Source organism: Sediminibacterium sp. GW821-FHT12F12 (assembly GCF_058806635.1).
The window spans coordinates 13,344-30,378 of record NZ_JBXAPW010000011.1 but is presented as its reverse complement, the minus strand read 5'-3'; the positions used below and the strand labels follow the sequence as shown (position 1 = coordinate 30,378).

Genomic DNA, 17,035 nt, shown 5'->3' with positions numbered 1-17,035 from the left:
TGGTGAATGGCAACATTTTGCCGGTAGCAGTTAACTGCATAGCTTTGTAGTGTTTGGGTGTAAACAATAGTCATAGTCAGACTTATTCAACTTGGGTGCGCCCTTACAATGCCGTTCCTGTTACAGCAGGAACGGTTTGTTTTTGCCGGCATTCCAACTAAGGCGTCACTGTGAGTTTTCTTTTTCCTGCATCATACACATATTTCACATTATTCAGTTCCAATACCCTCAATATTTCACTTAATGCAGCGGTCCTCGATACTTCTGCATAAAAGCTTCTGTCCGGTATATTTCCCTGTACCATAGTTTCAATATTATACCATCTTTCGATTTCGCGAAGAATGGTTGCCAGGTCTACAGAATGAAAACTGGTGACTCCATTTTTCCAGGCTACAGCCTGTTCAGTATCTGCATCATCCACCAACTGAATAACATTTCCGGTAAGAACCGCCTGCTGGTTGGGTTTCAGCAGTTGAAACTGATCTCCCCTGTTTATCCCTACAGAACCTTCCAGCAAAGTAATTTTCATGTCCGGTTCATTATCATAGGCTTTTACATTAAAATGTGTACCCAGTACTTTTACTTCCGTATGGTTGTTTTCTACAACAAAGCCCGCACGATCATCCCTGTGTACAATTTCATAATAAGCTTCTCCGGTCATCTTCACCCTTCTTTCTTTGTTTGCAGCAAAAGCTACCGGGTAGGTAATTGAGCTTCCGGCATTCAGCCATACATGACTTCCATCACCCAGTGTAAGATCTATTGATTTGCTCCCCCTGGGGTTGGTAAGTGTATTGTACACTGCTTCATTGGTATTACCCGTATACACAATTCTTCCATCAGCCAATTTTTCCAGTTTTACCAATCCTTGTGTGGCAAGCACACCATTATCTGCACTGTCTAAATACATGGTTTGTCCATTGGCCAGTGTAACCGTTGCACGGTTGGTAGCCGGTGCTTTTACATCTGCCCGTAAAGCCATTTCTGTAGCAGGCCGGGATTCTTTTCTCAATAAAAACCAGGTTGCGGCAATGGCAAAAACAAATACCGCAGCAGCCACCCAGCGCAACTGTTTCATCAGGTAAACCCTGCCGGTACCCTTACTATTTTCGCTTGCCAATTGAAGTCGTTTCCAAATAGCCTCTTTTTGCAAAGCCAGTTCTTCTTTACCCGGTTCTGCCGTATTCAGCTCTTCCAGCAAACGGATATGCGCTTCTACCAATTCTTTTTCCAGAAGAGTGGCACTACCGTTTATATACTTATCTACCAGCTTGTCGAAGTCTTTTTCTTGCATGGTTCCGGGTACTTCTTTTACAGATGAGTTGAATTTGAAGCTGAACCCTACGGTTATGTATCTTTTTTTTGAAAAAAAATGTCAACAACCTTAACTGATGCCACTTTTCCTAATCTGGGAAAAATGTTTTCAATTTGAAAACATTTGTTTGGCTTTGCTGTATGAACATTATAGCCAAAGGAACCTTACTTTACTATATTGATACATATCCAAAAGCAAAAACAGCCCTGCTTACCTGGTATTACGAGTTTTCAAGAACCCATTTTACCAATTTCCACGAGCTTAAAGCTGTATATGGAAATGCCAGCAATTTGGCAGACAACAGGGTTATTTTTAATATAAAGGGAAATAATGATTACCGGTTACTTGTTTCGGTTAATTTCCGGCAATCAGCTGCATATGTGATCTGGTTTGGCGCGCACAATGAATACGACAAAATTAATACTGCAACGGTAGCATTTAATACAGCAATACTTAATTATAAAGCAAAATAATATGGAATGGAAAGTGATTAAAACAGAAACAAAATATACAAAAGCAGTTAAGCGTGTTATGGAGGTGTTCCAGTCAAAACCCGGTACGCCCGAATCAGATGAGCTGGAACTTTTACTGGTACTGGTGAAAGATTACGAGGATAAGCATATTATAATGCCTGAGCTTGACCCTATTGCTGCCATCAAACTGAAAATGGAAGAGCGTGGGCTTAGGGCTAAAGATCTGGAGCCGATTATTGGTACCAAGGGGCACGTATCTTCTATTCTATCCGGTCGCCGCGAACTGACCTTAAAGATGGCTCAAAAATTAGAAGATTACCTGCAACTTCCGTCTGATGTGTTTATGCATCACACTATATAAGCTATTCTGATAGAAGGTATCCGGTTGCTTTGGCTGGGTAAAATTGCAACAATTAAGGATATTGGGAAATATCTTATAGCCCCTCTCCTGCCACCCCCACCTTTGTAAAAGCGCAAACGCGTTGAGTATTCCGCTTTTACGGCAGGAAACTTTGCACAGATAGATGTAGGTAATAGTAGTATATCCTGTATTATTCCCTCAAATAGGTTGTTGCAAGCAAAAGTTTATTCACGTACAACAGCGAACCTGTTTTGATACAGTATTCTTCTACTCCCACCTCTGAAGCACCTTTGGCCCAGTCGTAAGAATAACCCAGTCTTGTCCATGGCAAATGGGTAGCCGTTCCAAAATAAGCATCATAAATATTCTGGTTAAACCATTTGGTATGAAGCGGATCAGCATTGGCCGGAAAATACAGGCCGGTTGTTCTGGTATCTACTTTCGGATCGGTTGCGGGTCTGAACAGGTCTTTCGGCTTTACCCATAACTCAACAATATACTGGCTGCTGTTGGTGGGCGGCAATCCCAGTAACTGCCGTGTACGCAGCAAGGTATCCGCATACGGATAATAAGAGACACTCATTTTGCTTTTATACTGCGTGGGAATAAACACCCAGATCTCACCCCATGAATTTACAACGGTCGGACCTGAATAACTGCCGGGATATTTATTAAAACTGCCAGCCAATACATATACTTCGTTGTCGATGGTTTTCCATGCCAATCGTGTATTACTGCTGTGGATGGGCCAGAGTGTGTCGCAGATCTCGGAAGAGTCTGCTACCATGGCATCATAAATTGATGCCTGGTATAATTCATCCAGCGTAACGGGTTCGGGCGGCGTATAAGTAGTTACTGTTTTGGTACAACCCATAACCAGAAACGCGAGGGATAACACCAATAGCTTTTTCATACAATACCATTTAGAACAAAGGCAGGATTGCGTTAAACTGCTCTGGTATTCTGTGGCCGGCAACGGGAAGGGCTTTAAGCAGTTGGAGAAAGTAGATCCGTGTACTGGCAGCGAAGCCGCATAGCAAAATTACACAAGTTCAGCATACTGGTAAGAACTAATTCCGAACTTCACTCAATACCAGATCATCCTCAAACGGTGCCCTTGTGCGAGGATAAATGACACACCAAAGAACGGTTAAACCCACACTAACACACTGCACTTTTATATACCCTTAAAAACACGGTAAGAACCTGGGTGTTTGCCAGGTGCGATAATTCTTTTAGTTTTAACGCTAATACCACCACATCATGAGAATCACAGCCGCCCTACTCTGCCTGGTCATCTTTTTACAGGGTCACACCCCTCCCAAAAACAATACTAGTTCAGGCTGGATACAACTCTTCAATGGCAAAGACCTCACAGGCTGGACACCCAAGATCACCGGTTACCCCTTGAACGAGAATTTCGGGAATACCTTTTATGTAGAAGGAGGTTTGCTGAAAACAAAATACGATGCCTACGATAGTTTTAACGAACGTTTCGGCCATCTGTTTTACAAGAACAAATTCTCTTACTACCTGATGGAGGTGGAATACCGTTTTACCGGCGAGCAGGCCAAAAACGGCCCCGGCTGGGCCACGCGCAACAGCGGTGTGATGATTCATTGCCAGGACCCCAAAACCATGGGCAAAGATCAGGACTTTCCCATTTCTATTGAAGTACAGTTACTGGGCGGCAATGGCAAAGATCCGCGCAGCACGGCCAACCTATGCACACCCGGCACCAATGTGGTAATGGATGGCAAACTACTGACTAACCATTGTGTTAATTCCAGCTCGGCCACGTATCATGGCGACCAGTGGGTGCGGGTATCAATTCTCGTACTGGGCGATTCGCTGGTGCAGCATATCATCGACAACAAAGTGGTGTTGCAATACGAAAAACCCCAGATCGGAAACGGCAATGTAATACACTACGACCCGGCGGTGAAAATTGATGGCACCCTGCTGAAAGAAGGTTATATCTCCCTGCAAAGTGAGAGCCACCCGGTAGAATTCAGGAAAGTGGCGTTGTATGATCTGTCGGCTTACGCTAAGAATCCGAAAAAATTATCCACCGTATTACAGGAGCTTAAGCTACCGGTTACCAAATAATAAAACAATGTATTCCTACCTGTGCCTTTGCGTCTTAACGAGAAATATCAGCTCGCAAAGGCGCGAAGGCGCAGTTTCGTTTAATGGTAACAACCGCTTATATAAATCAACCAATCTGACATTTCCCTTTTAATTAGTTTAGCCCCATGGAAATTAACAGCAACACACTATCGGCGCAGTTCCGTGCCACCACCGATACACTGATCGGTTTACTCGAAGCATTTACACCCGAAACATTTAACCGCAAACCCAGCCCTGCCTCCTGGAACGCAGGTGATGTAGCCGAACATCTCTTATTATTCGATCTCCGCTTACAGGAAATACTCGCAACGGCCACCGAACCCGCCAACCGGAACCCAACAGAAAAAACGGCGGAATATACCGCCAGGGTTACCAACCGCGAAGCGCGCTTAGACGCCCCTCCTTTTCTCGTGCCCACCGATACCGAAAGAACAGCCGCGGAGATGATTGCAAAACTGCAGGCTGTACGCAATAAAATTATCGCCTCCATAGGAACCCTGGACCTTGGCCTGGTCAGCACGGCGTTCCCACATCGTTTTTTTGGAGAGATGACCGCTTTTGAATGGATTCATTTTTTAGACCTGCATACACATAGACATATTTTGCAGTTGAGGGAATTGCTGGCGGAATAAACGGCGCTACAAACCACCCAACCGAAACAAAAGCTAAAAAACTTACAATAAAGCAGTAGGCACTGTTTTGTTTTACGAGCTATGGAACCATGGTCAGCTTCGTTGTGTCACTCACTTCAACGCTGCACTCTTTTTTGAGCATCACGAATCGCCCGGTTCCTGATTGATCTCCCACGCCACCCCTTTTTTCTCCTTCTGTTGAACAACAGGTTTCATTTTATTTTCCTCGTACGCAAAGGGTACGATACGCCCCTCGCGTACCAGCACGGCTTCAATAATCTTACCGGCCATATAGTTCCTGTCGCCAATAGGCAAGGCACTTTTATCAAGGCAATAGAATCCTATGATTATCAGCAATACCTTATCATCTGCGGCCCCGGCGGGCAGCCTGAGACTGCCGCCAGGAAAAAAAGATTTGCGTAAGCTGATCTGCAGGTTATCCGCTTTGGCTACAAACCCTTTTTTATCAGCAAAATCACAGGCACAGCAGCATAACTGAACCACCAGGGTGTCCGCCTGGGGTAGTGCTTTAGCGATTCCTGCTACGTTAAACCGCGGAAAGCTAATGGAAATATCAGCCTCTGGATGGATACTCACAACAGGTTCTGCAGAACACATCTTTAGGCTGTTGGTATAGCGGTTCAGCTCAACTTTTTTCAGCAGGGACAGGTTGCCATCCACTACTTCCCGTTCGCCCGGTTGTTTGGTATTACAAGACTTGATTACCTGATAAAAATGAGCACTCAGCCTGTTGTAAAAACCATTGTCGGCAATACGGTCGGCCATGAACCCTGCTGCTTTTCTTACCAGCGAGGCGGCCGAGCCGGCCCTTCCAAATTCTATCCCGCTTTTTTGGCTGTTCTCAGATAATCTATGGTGGCCCGGGTTGGTGCGTACAAAATTTTTACCGTTCCGGCGGTAATGAACCTGGTTATCCAGTTTACCAGATAAGGTAATGATGCCTTTTGCAATGGCCATCCGGTTGGTATTGGTGATCGCAGAACCAAATTAATATTATTTTTTTATATATCATATAGGCCAGGTCGGCTTCAAGTGCCCTTCAAGTGCCCATTAAATGCCCATCAAATGCCCTTCAAGTGCCCTTCTGGTTCAATTCCGCTTCAATTCTGATTCGGTTTCTGTTTCTATACTGTCTCTATTCTGTTCCTGTTCGGTTCCTATCCGCCCATTCAGCGTCTGCGGAGCGAACCAAATAAGAGAAAAGTAAGCATGAACTAAGTAAAAATGGCAGGCAAAAAACGGCGCACAGGTAAAAATAGGGCGATAAATATCTATTTGAAATACTGGAAATTGCATTCCACCGGTTAGAGTACCTGCAGAAGCCGGATTCGCCAACCATTAAGCCGTTTATATACAATTATAAGCTCATTGGCAAAAAACCAGATGAATTAGCTGATTCTGCTGCAACTTTATTTCCTCTTACCTGTCTAATGCAATCAGTGAACCAAATACCTGCAAATAACTATGACGAAAGATCCATTGTAAAAGACATATTATCTGGCAATGAGGCTGCTTTCAGAGCCCTGATCAGGAACACAGAGGGCCTGGTGGCACAGATCGTTTATAAAATGATACCTGTTGCAGAAGACAGGAAAGACATTGCACAGGACATTTATCTGAAAGTCTTCAAAAATTTAGAAGGATTCAGCTTTAATTCCAGGCTGTCTACCTGGATCGCCCGTATTGCCTACAATACCTGTCTTAATTATCTTGAAAAGAATAGGATCATGGCAGAAGATCCACAGCGAATAGATGCAGATGTTGGTGCAGATTTTTTTTCCGGCAAGGCAGAAGAACAGCTTTTCACAAAAGACCGTATCAAGATCCTCCAGGCTGCGATGGAAAAGCTGTCACCGATTTATAAAACACTGATTACGCTTTACCATAATGAAGGGTTGAATTATCAGCAGATTTCGGAAATAACCGGCTTGCCCAACGGCACAGTAAAAAGTTACCTGTTCAGGGCAAGGCAAACTTTGCGTAAACTCATATTACAAACCTATCAAAAAGACGCTTTATGATAACAGCACATCCCTCAGATAAGATTTTGCAGGAATATGCAGCTGCCCATACAGATGAGCGAACGGCTGTTGCTGAACATTTGCACCACTGTACGGCCTGCCGCATGAAAGTATCGCAATACCGATTGTTATTTGACACTTTACCTGGGTTAAAAAAGCCGGTTTTTGATTTTAACCTGGCCGATACAGTAATCAGACAAATAGCAGAACAACGTTCAACAGTGAGCAACAACGATTCATCGTATTACAGCATACTGCTTATAGCATGCACTTGTGGTATTGGCCTCTTTTCCTTCCTTTTATACAAAACAGGTCCGATACTTTTTGCCGAAGGCACACTCCTCACAACTGTAGCAATTGCAACCGCCGGCCTGTTATTATTATCAGTTTTGGCTACTGAAATAATTAAAAAACATTATGCGCAAATAAAAACACTGGATCAGTTTTCGCATGCTGCAACCTAAACTTTTTTTTTCTGTCTAAATTAGAAGAACCCACAAAATAAAAATTATGAAATACCTGAATGAAGATGCTTTTAATATACTGGCTACCATTGTAACGGTTGCCCTGTTCATTTTGTTTATCCTGGCTATGCTGAAACATCTTATGAATTACCGCATTAAAAACAGGATTATTGATAAAGGAATTTCCGGCGACCTGGCAGACTCGATTCTGCGATCAGATCTAAAGGAAGAGAAAAACCAAATGATCAAATGGGCCTTCCTGCTTGGCACATCCGGTGCGGGGTTTACAATCATCTACTATTCAATGCCGCTTGGCATTCACTCACTCGCCATTCTTTGCTTCAGTACGGCAGCTGGTTTTTTGGGATATGGCATTTTTTTACGCAATCGAAAAGAGTCAGAAAAAAAATGAGACCACTATTTTTCGGGGTATTGTTATTGGCGGGCACAACAACTGCCTTTCCCCAGGATACGCTTACCCTAAAGCTGGATAAATTGATGACTGCCTATACCCGGACAGGATTGTTCAATGGATCTGTTTTCATTTCTCAGAAAGGGCGTCCCCTTCTTAACAAAGGATATGGGTTGGCAAATGCTGCCGAACATATAGAAAACACCCCGGAGAGCCAGTACCTTTCCTATTCTATTACAAAAGCGATCACGGCAACCCTGGTGCTAAAATTGGCAGAAGAAAACAAATTATCTCTTTACGAAAAACTTTCAAAGTATTATCCTTCTTTTCCTTCGGGCGATAGTATCACCATTGAACATCTATTGACCCATACTTCCGGTATTTATAATTACAACAATGATTTTTCCATGCCGGTAGACAGCGAAAAAGCAATGCTTGATTTTTTACAGCAAAAAAAGCTTTCGTTTTCTCCGGGTACAAAATGGAGTTATTGCAACACAGGTTATTTCCTGCTTGGCTTTATTATTGAAAAAGTAAGCGGTATGACTTACCAGGCTGCAGTAACGAAATACATTTTTGTTCCTCTGAAAATGACAAATAGCGGATTTGATTATGAAAAGCTGAATACCAAAAACAAAACCATTGGTTATTCGGTCTTATATCCCGATACCGTTCTGCCCGCCGTTATGTACGACAAAAGAGAATTATTTTCTGCGGGGGGAATCTATACAACAACAGCAGACCTCTATAAGTTTCACCAGGCAATGCAGTCCAATACGATTATAGGCAAAAAACTTACGGATAAAGCCTATACCCCATACAGAAAAAACTATGGATATGGATGGTTTATTGACAGCATTTCCGGTAAGAGAGTGGTGAGCCATAGCGGAGGTGCTTCAGGATTCCGGAGTTACCTGGCCAGAATTACTGAAGACAATACCTGCATTGTTCTCTTAAGCAATAACGAGAACACAGATATTGCTGCAATTGAAAAAAAGATTCTAAAAGTTTTGTCTAAGCAACCGTTTATATTACCGGACCCTGCAGTTATTTCCCCAGCCAATATACTATCTTATACAGGAGCGTATAGCCTAAGGGGTAATATGACAATCTATATTTACTCACAACATGGCCAGTTATTTGCCCGACCATCGCAAAAGAATGGCGTACTGTTGTTACCTGAAAAAGAAAACAGTTTTTATATTGATGAAACAGACAGGCATATCGAATTTAAAAAAGCAAAAGATGGGAATGTCGATTCCCTTGTATTTATGGAAAAAGGCAGTGAGTATAGCGGTGTGCGCATTCCTGCAACCTGGGGCCTGACAGGCAGCGCCTCTGTTAATGGATGGGACGGCCCGGATCTATCCCTTACAGAAAACAGTTTGCGAAGTGGCATATGGACCGCAGACCAGGTAAAGCTTGGCAACGGCGAAATCAAATTCCGGTTTAACAATGACTGGACATTGAATTATGGCATTGGAATCGGCAACAATAAACTAAGCGCGAACGGTGAAAATATAAAAATAAAAGCGGGTATCTATTCTATTGAACTCAACTTATCCGATCCGGATCGACCACGATTTGGTATAAAAAAAACAGGGTAAGTTTTTTCCGGGCAACCTATAATCAGCAAACATGAACAGGAATACTTGTACCGCTGGCAAATGTTCAGGAAATATTTACTTCTAATAACCTACCCATCTATAGGTGCTAAGCATACAGTTTTTTATCGGGTAGTGTATTGTAACCTGCCAAAAGAACTACTACAGCAATGATCGCAAAAATGCCAACAGCCCGCAACAACATTGCCAAAACCATGAAAAACCAGGACCCAAGATTGATCAGTACCAGTTTCCTTCACAGATTTCGGGGAGAGACGACCGCCCTTGAATGGATCCCTGTTTCAGACATGCTTATACTTAGACATCCCCAGGTTGAAATAAATGATGGCAGATTAAATACCTGCTTCAGCATTTACAGGCATCTTTTGATTGTAAAACGTATTATATTGGTATACAAATAAAAGTTGCATGAAGAACCTTTTGCTATGTATCCTGTTGCTGGCGCCATTTTCCATGATGGCCCAGTCTAACATTAAATTTTCTATCTGTACTGACTACAATAAAACAACCAATCAACCCACCAATTATTACGGACTGGATAACCAACCTATAAAAAGCACCCAACTCTGTATTTACCTGCTGGCCAATGCCAGCGCTGAAATTGTACCCAATATTAAATGCAGTATTGATAAACTTTTGTCGTCCGGAGGGGAACAAAATGATCGGACTTTTTCTTTATATGAAAAGTCTGAAAGAAGTGCACGCACAAATAAAACACATTGCTTTCTGGAGCCGGGGACCTATCGTATAACCATTTATCAGCAGTACGATAATGCAGCCAGCATCAATGATTACACCAAGACCATATTATTTGAGCAAAAGGTGATGATCAATATAGAAGAAAATCCGGCTAACAAATTAACAGGTATGAAGGGGCGGATGTATTACCTCGGCAGCAAAACCGAGTTCAGCGAAATCAAAGATGGCGAGACACAGAAACCCGCTGACCGATTTAAACTGAAGGATGGAGAAGTAAAACTGAAGTTGAATGTGTCTAATCTCAAGGAACTGCAATTAACAAACCTTAAAGTAAAGATATACAGTTATACACCCAAGGGTACCCCTGCAGAGATTACCAATAAAGTCTTATACCAGGAACAATCCTACACCGTACCGGATAAAACATGGAAAAGCGTCAGTGTTTCTACCAGTATCAAAGATCCCAACAACTATGTTATCGAGTTTTATACGCAGGATGACACTTTTATCATACAAGGGTTTATTAAAGTGAAATAATTGGCAAGCCTGCATAATCAATTTCGGGTATTTATGGGTTTAAATATGGGTATTTCTTGCTTTTTTAGGGGGGTATTTACAAGAGGCAATACTTGTCTCTCCTCAAATGAATAATGCAAATCAATGGAAACATCCCCGCTTAAAACAAGCAACCCTTGAAAGCTACTGCCATCAAGGGTTGCAAGATTTACTACGTGCCCCAGGCGGGAATTGAACCCGCACTCGCGTTGCGGCGAACAGGATTTTAAGTCCTGCGTGTCTACCAGTTCCACCACCAGGGCCTGTCCCATTGGTTCACTCGGGAGCGAACCAAAAAAAATCCCGCCTCGCCTCCGGCGGACGGGACTTCTGAGCGAAAGACCGGGCTCGAACCGGCCACCCCGACCTTGGCAAGGTCGTGCTCTACCAAATGAGCTACTTTCGCGTTGTTTGTAAAGAACTATTTAATTATTGGGAGTGCAAAAATAACCATCCGTAGTTCCTGACAAAATTTTTTATTGCTTTTTTTTATTTGTACTCAGGTTTGTACTGGCTGCTTTTCTGTACTTCTACATCGGGTTTGCCTTTGTAACGCTGGTTGTACAAACGGTAACAGCCGCCCAATACAAATGCCAGGATACAGAATACCTGCAGGTAAAACAGGAACCTTGATGAAGTTACCCAGTTTCTGGTAAAATCTTTCTCTTGTGTCTCGTTGATCTCGTGTGACATAGTGGTTAGTTACTTTGCAAAAATAAGGTACCGCCGCAAATTAAAAAGCCTTCTTTTGAATAATTTCCCTGAAACGGGTATGTTGTTTGATAAAATATTGCCATACCACCGATCCGCTGTACACGCCAGCCAGTGTGCACAAGGGTTTGCGGCCGCGGGTATTGTTACCGGCCGAGGTAAATATCCTGATCAATACCGCATAATGCGCCTGCAGTATGGCCGTAAAAAAGTACACATCGCCCGTTAACAATCCCTTCCAGGCCGATATGGCATCCAGCCCGAAGCGCAGGGGCAGTTTCCAGATCTTCTCATACCAGGGCAGGTTCTTGCACAACATGATGAGGTTATTACGGAAATTGAGATATACTTTCCGTCCACCCCGGGGCAAAGTACCTGCCCCCACATGGTACACCACCGATTGGGGGCAGGACCAGACCTGGTAACCCGCCAGCTGCAAGCGCCAGCAGAGATCGATCTCTTCCTGGTGGGCAAAAAAACTACTATCGAGCCCGCCCATTTCGTGGTACAGCTTCGCTTTAACAAACATAGCCGCCCCGGAGGCCCAGAAAATGGGTTCGGCTGTATTGTATTGACCGGTATCGGGCTCACACACGTCAAATATCCTGCCCCGGGAGAAGGGATAGCCCAGCTGATCTATCCAGCCACCGGCGGCACCGGCATATTCGAACATTTCGGGTTGGTGGTAGGCCAGCAGTTTGGGCTGGGCGGCAGCAATGCGGCTGTCAGACTCCATCAGTGTTATCACCGGCTCTATCCAGCCCGGCGTTACTTCCACATCCGAGTTCAGCAATACATAATAATCAGCTTCTACCCTTTTCAGTGCCCAGTTATAGCCTCCTGCAAAACCTTCATTCCGGTGATGCGTTAATACCTCCACTGCGGGATAGTTCTCCTGCATAAAAGCCACAGAATCATCTGTAGAGGCATTGTCTGCCACAATCACCCGCAGGTTGTTATAAGTAGACGCCAAAACCGAAGGCAGAAAGGTTGCCAGGTGTTTGCGGCCGTTGTAGTTAAGGATGACTACTGCAATGCTGGGTTGGGACAATGGGTTGATTTTGTGCGAAAATATAGGATTAAAGGGATTAGCGGATTGGCAGATGACGGATTAGCGGATTTTTTTAACACGAAACACAACACTCCACTTCAATCTAAGCCCCCAATCCGCTAATCCGCAATCCGTTATTCGTTAATCGCAATCCGTTAATTGTTCATTCCCCAATTAATCAGGTACCGCACTTCCCTGGGCACTGTTCTTACTCTTTCCTTCGAAGTGCTTTTGCCCAAACGAACAAGGATGGTTTTTTTAGAAGGGATCATGATAATAAATTGACCGAGGATACCACGGGCATAAAAGATTCCGGGGTTGAGTGGATCAAGCCACCACTGGTAGCCATAATAATCACAGGCCTGGCCTTTTTCGTCGGTGATGCCACAGGCTTTGATGGAATTGACAAAATAGGCACTGTCGATAATGGCTACACCTTTGTGTTTGCCACTATCGAGCATCAGTTTACCGATGCGCGCAAAATCGCGGGTATTGGAATTAAAACAGCAGAAAGCTTTGATAGTGCCTTTGTCTTTATCGGTACTCCACAAAGCCGGGTGTTCGGCCCCCAGCGGTTGCCATAGTTTTTCGGAAGCATATTCAGACAATGTTTTGCCGGTTACTTTTTCGAGGATCAGCCCCAGCAACTGGGTATCTCCGCTTTTATACCTGTGAAGCGTTCCGGGTGGCACTACAGCGGTAACGCCGGTGGCGGTTTTGTACAGATCAGATCCGTAATATCCTTCAGAAGTTACGGAGAAGAGATTCATATAAGATTCATTCCAGTCGGTGCCGCTGCTCATCGTTAATACATCTACAATGCGGATCTTCGCTTTTTCTCCGGTTGCAAATTCAGGCAGGTATTTACCTACCGGATCCTGCAGCGAGCCGATCTTTCCTTCTTTCAACGCCACGCCTATCAGCAAACTGGTAATGCTTTTAGCCATGGAGAAAGAACCGGATAGAGAGCTATCGCTGTAGCCGTCCCAATATCGCTCTGCTACAATGGAATCGTTTCTGATCATCAGCACCCCTACCGTACCCAGACTTTCGAGCAGCGATACCAGGCTATCGGGCATGGGTTCTTTGTTATAAGTTGTACTTAACTGCCAGGGCTCTGGTGTTCCGGTAGCCACTGTATTGTTGGAGAACTTTTCGTAATCATCAATATTGGCAAAATTGTATACCACTGCCTTAAAGAGGAAGGTCTTTCCGCTTACCAGCGCATACAAGGCAAATACCAGTAATAACACCAGCACCAACTGGCCGATCCTTTTTAATACTTTCATATCACAAACATTTGTTAGCTAACAAGGTAAAGATTTAATTCGCAAAAAAGCAACCGAACAAGTATCTTGCAGCAGAAATACAGCCTATGCGCTTCCTTCGTTTAAACCTCGACTTTCTCGATCATCCTTGTTCCTTCTGATGAAGGAATTAATAATTAGCAATTAAAAATTAGCAATTATTCTTTCCTGCCTACCCATTTCCTGTGAGCGGCTTTCCATTTTTAATTTCTAATTTTTAATTACCATGACTATTTCCCTGTCTGCCAAATCCGCAGCTTATCTCGCTTTAGAAAACAAACACGGTGCCCATAATTATCACCCGCTTCCGGTGGTTCTGGAAAAAGGAGAAGGTGTTTTTCTGTGGGATGTGGATGGCAAAAAATATTACGATTTCCTGAGTGGGTATTCAGCCGTAAACCAGGGGCACTGCCATCCGAAGATTATTAACACATTGATTGAACAATCAAAAAAACTTACGCTTACGTCGCGGGCTTTTCATAATAACCTGTTGGGAGAGTACGAAAAATTCATCACCGGTTATTTCGGGTACGATAAGGTATTGCCCATGAATACAGGTGTAGAAGGTGGCGAAACCGCTATTAAACTGGCGCGCCGCTGGGCCTATGCCCAAAAAGGCGTGGAAGAAAACCAGGCAAGAGTGGTATTTGCCGAAGGTAATTTCTGGGGGAGAACACTCGCAGCCATCTCCTCTTCTACCGATCCCAGCAGTTACAAGGGTTTTGGTCCGTATATGCCGGGGTTTGACCTGGTTCCCTACAACGATCTGGCTGCACTGGAAAAAGCCTTGCAAAACCCACAGGTGGCCGCATTTATGGTAGAACCCATCCAGGGCGAAGCCGGCGTGGTAATTCCTGATGAAGGCTACCTGGCCGGTGTGCGCGCGCTCTGTACCAAATACAATGTCTTATTCATTGCCGATGAGATCCAGACAGGTCTGGCCCGTACGGGTAAAATGCTGGCCTGCGATCATGAGAATGTGCGGCCGGATATTTTAATACTGGGAAAGGCTTTAAGTGGTGGCGTATTGCCCGTATCAGCCGTGTTGGCCGATGATATGGTGATGATGAATATTCACCCCGGCGAGCATGGATCTACCTATGGTGGTAATCCGCTGGCCTGCGCCGTGGCTATTACCGCCTTAACGGTATTGAAGGAAGAGAAAATGGCAGAAAATGCCGAAGCCATGGGACAGTTATTACGATCCGAGCTAACGAAGCTGAACTCCCCCTATATCACTACCATCCGCGGAAAAGGATTGCTTAACGCGATCGTGATCAAACATGCCAATCCGGATGCTTCTTGGGAGCTTTGCCTGGCTTTGATGCAGCATGGTTTGCTGGCCAAACCTACTCATGGCGATAAAATTCGTTTTGCGCCACCGCTATTGATCAACAAAGAGCAGATACTGGAATGTGTGGGTATTATCGGAAAGTCTTTGCAGGCATTGGGTTAACACCCTTTGCCCTGCTTATTTTTTGGTTACTTCCAGCCTGGGCAGTAATGTCATGACCTGAATTACGATAGCGAGTGCTACTAATGCGTATAAGGCGGGCTTTTTTTCCGGGCACTCTCCCATCAAACAGGAAGAAACGAGCAGGTAATTACGGAATGACCAGGCCAGGTTTAAAGCAGCTATAAACAGATTGGTTCTTTTGGCCCAGACAGCCGGTACCAGAAACATCACCAGCAGTATTGCCGCCATGGCTACAGAGAGTACGCCAGGCCTGCCAAAGCTGGTTCCGGTTGTATGGAATCCGGTAATGGTCAGTTGTTGGCTGGCAATATACGTCCAGGGTAAAAAACACATGACCACCAGGGCCAGGGTAGCTACGATACCGATTGTTTGTGAATGTTTCATGCTGGAAAAACTTGCCGCAAACCTATAACATTTTCTAAGGAATGGAAGGTTTTCTCTCAAACAGTTATGCATGCAGATTGATGAGCAGGCAACTTAAAAGTGGTCTTCAGAGGTCTTTACCTGCTACCTGTGTAAAAGAATCTCCTTTTATTCCGGTAATTCAGACATTAGGGATGGATATTGTAAAAATGGCTCCCTCACCTGGCTTCGATACCACATCAATACTTCCTTTCAGGTCATCAACCAGGTGTTTAACCAATGCCAATCCAAAACCATACCCCTGTTCACCTACCGTTCCGGAGGTAGACGAAACGGCACCCTGTGTAAAGAGTTGTTTTACAGCCACGGTATCCAGTCCAACACCTGAATCGGTTACTTTGATCTGCAGGTTCTTATCTGCACTGGTAACCACCAAACCTAATTCTACGGCAACAAAACCATGTTGCGGAGTAAATTTAATGGCATTGGAAATCAGGTTACCGGCAATTTGTAACAACTTATTTTTCGAGAAAGGAATGGATTCATGCTGATCATGAATCCTTACGGTAAAACGGATGTCTTTGGGTATGGCCTGCGGTGTAAATAGTTTCTCGAGTTTGTCTTTAAAGATCTGCAGATTAAAGGTATCAGCGGTAGCCTGTGTTTGGGAAAACCTGACAGCAGACGCATCCACTCTTTTATCGGCTCCCAATATGTCGTTCGCCAGCTCCAGCAATGAACGGCCGCTTTTCTGTATCAGTCCGATAAATTCCAGCACCTGATCCATCTTATTTTCATTGCCTTGCTGGCTGATGATCTGTGCAAGACTAACAATTCCACCTAAAGGGCCGCGGATATCGTGTGCCACTTTCCGCTGGGTATCTCCCGCCTCTCTCACTTTGCTTTTCAGTTCTTTGATTACCTGATAAGCGGTTAACCGGTTGACTATTTCGTTGGCAATAATTTTAAGCAGCTCAATTTTTTCAGGACTGATCTCTCTGCCTACCTGGTCCAGCACACAGAGTGCGCCCAGGTTCAGGCCATCGGCTGTTTGCAGGGGTACCCCCAAATAATATTTCAGCAAGGGCGGGCCCGTAACATAGAATTTATCTTTGAACCGATCATCTACACTGAGATCTTTTACCTCCAGTTTTTCTTCCCTGGCAACGATGGTATACTGGCAAACAGACTCATGCCGGGGCATTTGTTCAAGGGGAAGTCCGTAATTGGAAACCGTCCACTGGGTAAAAGAATCGATGAGGTTAATCAAGGAAATGGGGGTGCCGGCTACTTTGGCCGCTAATTTGGAAAGATCCTGTAATGAATCCTGCACTTCGGCATAATCAACATCAAGTTCGGAAAGTTTGAGTATACGTTCCATTTCATTGTCTGGAACAGGCGGCATTAACTCGCTCATG

At 44.3% G+C, this 17,035-nt stretch carries 18 protein-coding genes and 2 tRNA genes; 10 read left to right on the top strand and 10 right to left on the bottom strand.

What is annotated here, in order from left to right; translation table 11 throughout:
• Positions 1–157 precede the first annotated feature (157 nt).
• Entirely contained in the window at positions 158–1,294 is a 1,137-nt protein-coding gene (locus AC1RNB_RS14510) for a FecR domain-containing protein (protein WP_493083917.1), read from the bottom strand.
• Positions 1,295–1,428: 134 nt separating this feature from the next.
• On the opposite strand from AC1RNB_RS14510, the gene AC1RNB_RS14505 reads away from it, so the two are divergent.
• On the top strand, positions 1,429–1,788 hold the full coding sequence (locus AC1RNB_RS14505) for a type II toxin-antitoxin system HigB family toxin (protein WP_493083915.1): 360 nt from the start codon (positions 1,429–1,431) through the stop codon (positions 1,786–1,788).
• Position 1,789: 1 nt separating this feature from the next.
• Entirely contained in the window at positions 1,790–2,149 is a 360-nt protein-coding gene (locus AC1RNB_RS14500) for a helix-turn-helix domain-containing protein (protein WP_493083913.1), read from the top strand.
• 190 nt (positions 2,150–2,339) lie between these two features.
• Here the strand turns inward: AC1RNB_RS14500 and AC1RNB_RS14495 are convergent, their stop codons facing one another.
• Positions 2,340–3,062 carry a hypothetical protein gene (locus tag AC1RNB_RS14495; protein ID WP_493083911.1) on the bottom strand — a complete coding sequence of 241 codons (723 nt, stop codon included), beginning with the start codon at positions 3,060–3,062 and terminating at the stop codon, positions 2,340–2,342.
• A 350-nt stretch (positions 3,063–3,412) separates the two neighbouring features.
• Between AC1RNB_RS14495 and AC1RNB_RS14490 the strand changes: the two genes are divergently transcribed.
• Positions 3,413–4,258 (top strand): 3-keto-disaccharide hydrolase, encoded by an 846-nt coding sequence (locus AC1RNB_RS14490; protein ID WP_493083909.1) that lies wholly within the window; start codon positions 3,413–3,415, stop codon positions 4,256–4,258.
• Positions 4,259–4,404: 146 nt separating this feature from the next.
• Positions 4,405–4,911 (top strand): DinB family protein, encoded by a 507-nt coding sequence (locus AC1RNB_RS14485; RefSeq protein WP_493083908.1) that lies wholly within the window; start codon positions 4,405–4,407, stop codon positions 4,909–4,911.
• Between the two features lie 141 nt (positions 4,912–5,052).
• Here AC1RNB_RS14485 and AC1RNB_RS14480 read toward each other — a convergent pair whose 3' ends face one another.
• Positions 5,053–5,889, bottom strand: a complete 837-nt coding sequence (locus tag AC1RNB_RS14480; protein ID WP_493083906.1) for a hypothetical protein — start codon at positions 5,887–5,889, stop codon at positions 5,053–5,055.
• Positions 5,890–6,371: 482 nt separating this feature from the next.
• On the opposite strand from AC1RNB_RS14480, the gene AC1RNB_RS14475 reads away from it, so the two are divergent.
• The 5 genes from AC1RNB_RS14475 to AC1RNB_RS14455 all read left to right on the top strand — a co-directional run bounded on the left by AC1RNB_RS14475 (position 6,372) and on the right by AC1RNB_RS14455 (position 10,690).
• Positions 6,372–6,953: an RNA polymerase sigma factor gene (locus AC1RNB_RS14475; protein ID WP_493083904.1), complete on the top strand. Its 582-nt coding sequence runs from the start codon at positions 6,372–6,374 to the stop codon at positions 6,951–6,953.
• A gap of 104 nt (positions 6,954–7,057) precedes the next feature.
• Complete coding sequence (locus AC1RNB_RS14470; RefSeq protein ID WP_493083902.1) at positions 7,058–7,417, top strand: hypothetical protein; 360 nt, start codon at positions 7,058–7,060, stop codon at positions 7,415–7,417.
• A 46-nt stretch (positions 7,418–7,463) separates the two neighbouring features.
• Entirely contained in the window at positions 7,464–7,829 is a 366-nt protein-coding gene (locus AC1RNB_RS14465) for a hypothetical protein (protein WP_493083900.1), read from the top strand.
• The gene (locus tag AC1RNB_RS14460; RefSeq protein ID WP_493083898.1) at positions 7,826–9,436 is read left to right on the top strand and encodes a serine hydrolase; all 1,611 of its coding nucleotides are present in this window, start codon (positions 7,826–7,828) and stop codon (positions 9,434–9,436) included. Before AC1RNB_RS14465 ends, AC1RNB_RS14460 begins: the two co-directional genes overlap by 4 nt.
• A 426-nt stretch (positions 9,437–9,862) precedes the next feature.
• On the top strand, positions 9,863–10,690 hold the full coding sequence (locus AC1RNB_RS14455) for a hypothetical protein (protein WP_493083896.1): 828 nt from the start codon (positions 9,863–9,865) through the stop codon (positions 10,688–10,690).
• 195 nt (positions 10,691–10,885) lie between these two features.
• Here the strand turns inward: AC1RNB_RS14455 and AC1RNB_RS14450 are convergent.
• The 5 genes from AC1RNB_RS14450 to AC1RNB_RS14430 all read right to left on the bottom strand — a co-directional run bounded on the left by AC1RNB_RS14450 (position 10,886) and on the right by AC1RNB_RS14430 (position 13,759).
• A tRNA-Leu gene (locus AC1RNB_RS14450) sits at positions 10,886–10,971 on the bottom strand.
• A 70-nt stretch (positions 10,972–11,041) separates the two neighbouring features.
• Positions 11,042–11,114: transfer RNA gene (locus AC1RNB_RS14445), tRNA-Gly, on the bottom strand.
• Positions 11,115–11,197: 83 nt separating this feature from the next.
• Positions 11,198–11,401 (bottom strand): hypothetical protein, encoded by a 204-nt coding sequence (locus tag AC1RNB_RS14440; RefSeq protein WP_493083894.1) that lies wholly within the window; start codon positions 11,399–11,401, stop codon positions 11,198–11,200.
• 40 nt (positions 11,402–11,441) lie between these two features.
• Complete coding sequence (locus AC1RNB_RS14435) at positions 11,442–12,470, bottom strand: glycosyltransferase family 2 protein (RefSeq protein ID WP_493083893.1); 1,029 nt, start codon at positions 12,468–12,470, stop codon at positions 11,442–11,444.
• 155 nt (positions 12,471–12,625) lie between these two features.
• Positions 12,626–13,759 carry a serine hydrolase domain-containing protein gene (locus AC1RNB_RS14430; protein WP_493083891.1) on the bottom strand — a complete coding sequence of 378 codons (1,134 nt, stop codon included), beginning with the start codon at positions 13,757–13,759 and terminating at the stop codon, positions 12,626–12,628.
• A 244-nt stretch (positions 13,760–14,003) separates the two neighbouring features.
• Here AC1RNB_RS14430 and rocD point away from each other — a divergent pair, with 244 nt between their 5' ends.
• Positions 14,004–15,233: an ornithine--oxo-acid transaminase gene (gene rocD, locus AC1RNB_RS14425; RefSeq protein ID WP_493083889.1), complete on the top strand. Its 1,230-nt coding sequence runs from the start codon at positions 14,004–14,006 to the stop codon at positions 15,231–15,233.
• Between the two features lie 15 nt (positions 15,234–15,248).
• On the opposite strand, the gene AC1RNB_RS14420 is transcribed toward rocD, so the two are convergent.
• Together AC1RNB_RS14420 and AC1RNB_RS14415 are read right to left on the bottom strand one after the other, a co-directional pair.
• Complete coding sequence (locus tag AC1RNB_RS14420; RefSeq protein WP_493083887.1) at positions 15,249–15,638, bottom strand: hypothetical protein; 390 nt, start codon at positions 15,636–15,638, stop codon at positions 15,249–15,251.
• A gap of 160 nt (positions 15,639–15,798) precedes the next feature.
• Entirely contained in the window at positions 15,799–17,034 is a 1,236-nt protein-coding gene (locus tag AC1RNB_RS14415) for a GAF domain-containing sensor histidine kinase (protein ID WP_493083885.1), read from the bottom strand.
• Position 17,035 lies beyond the last annotated feature (1 nt).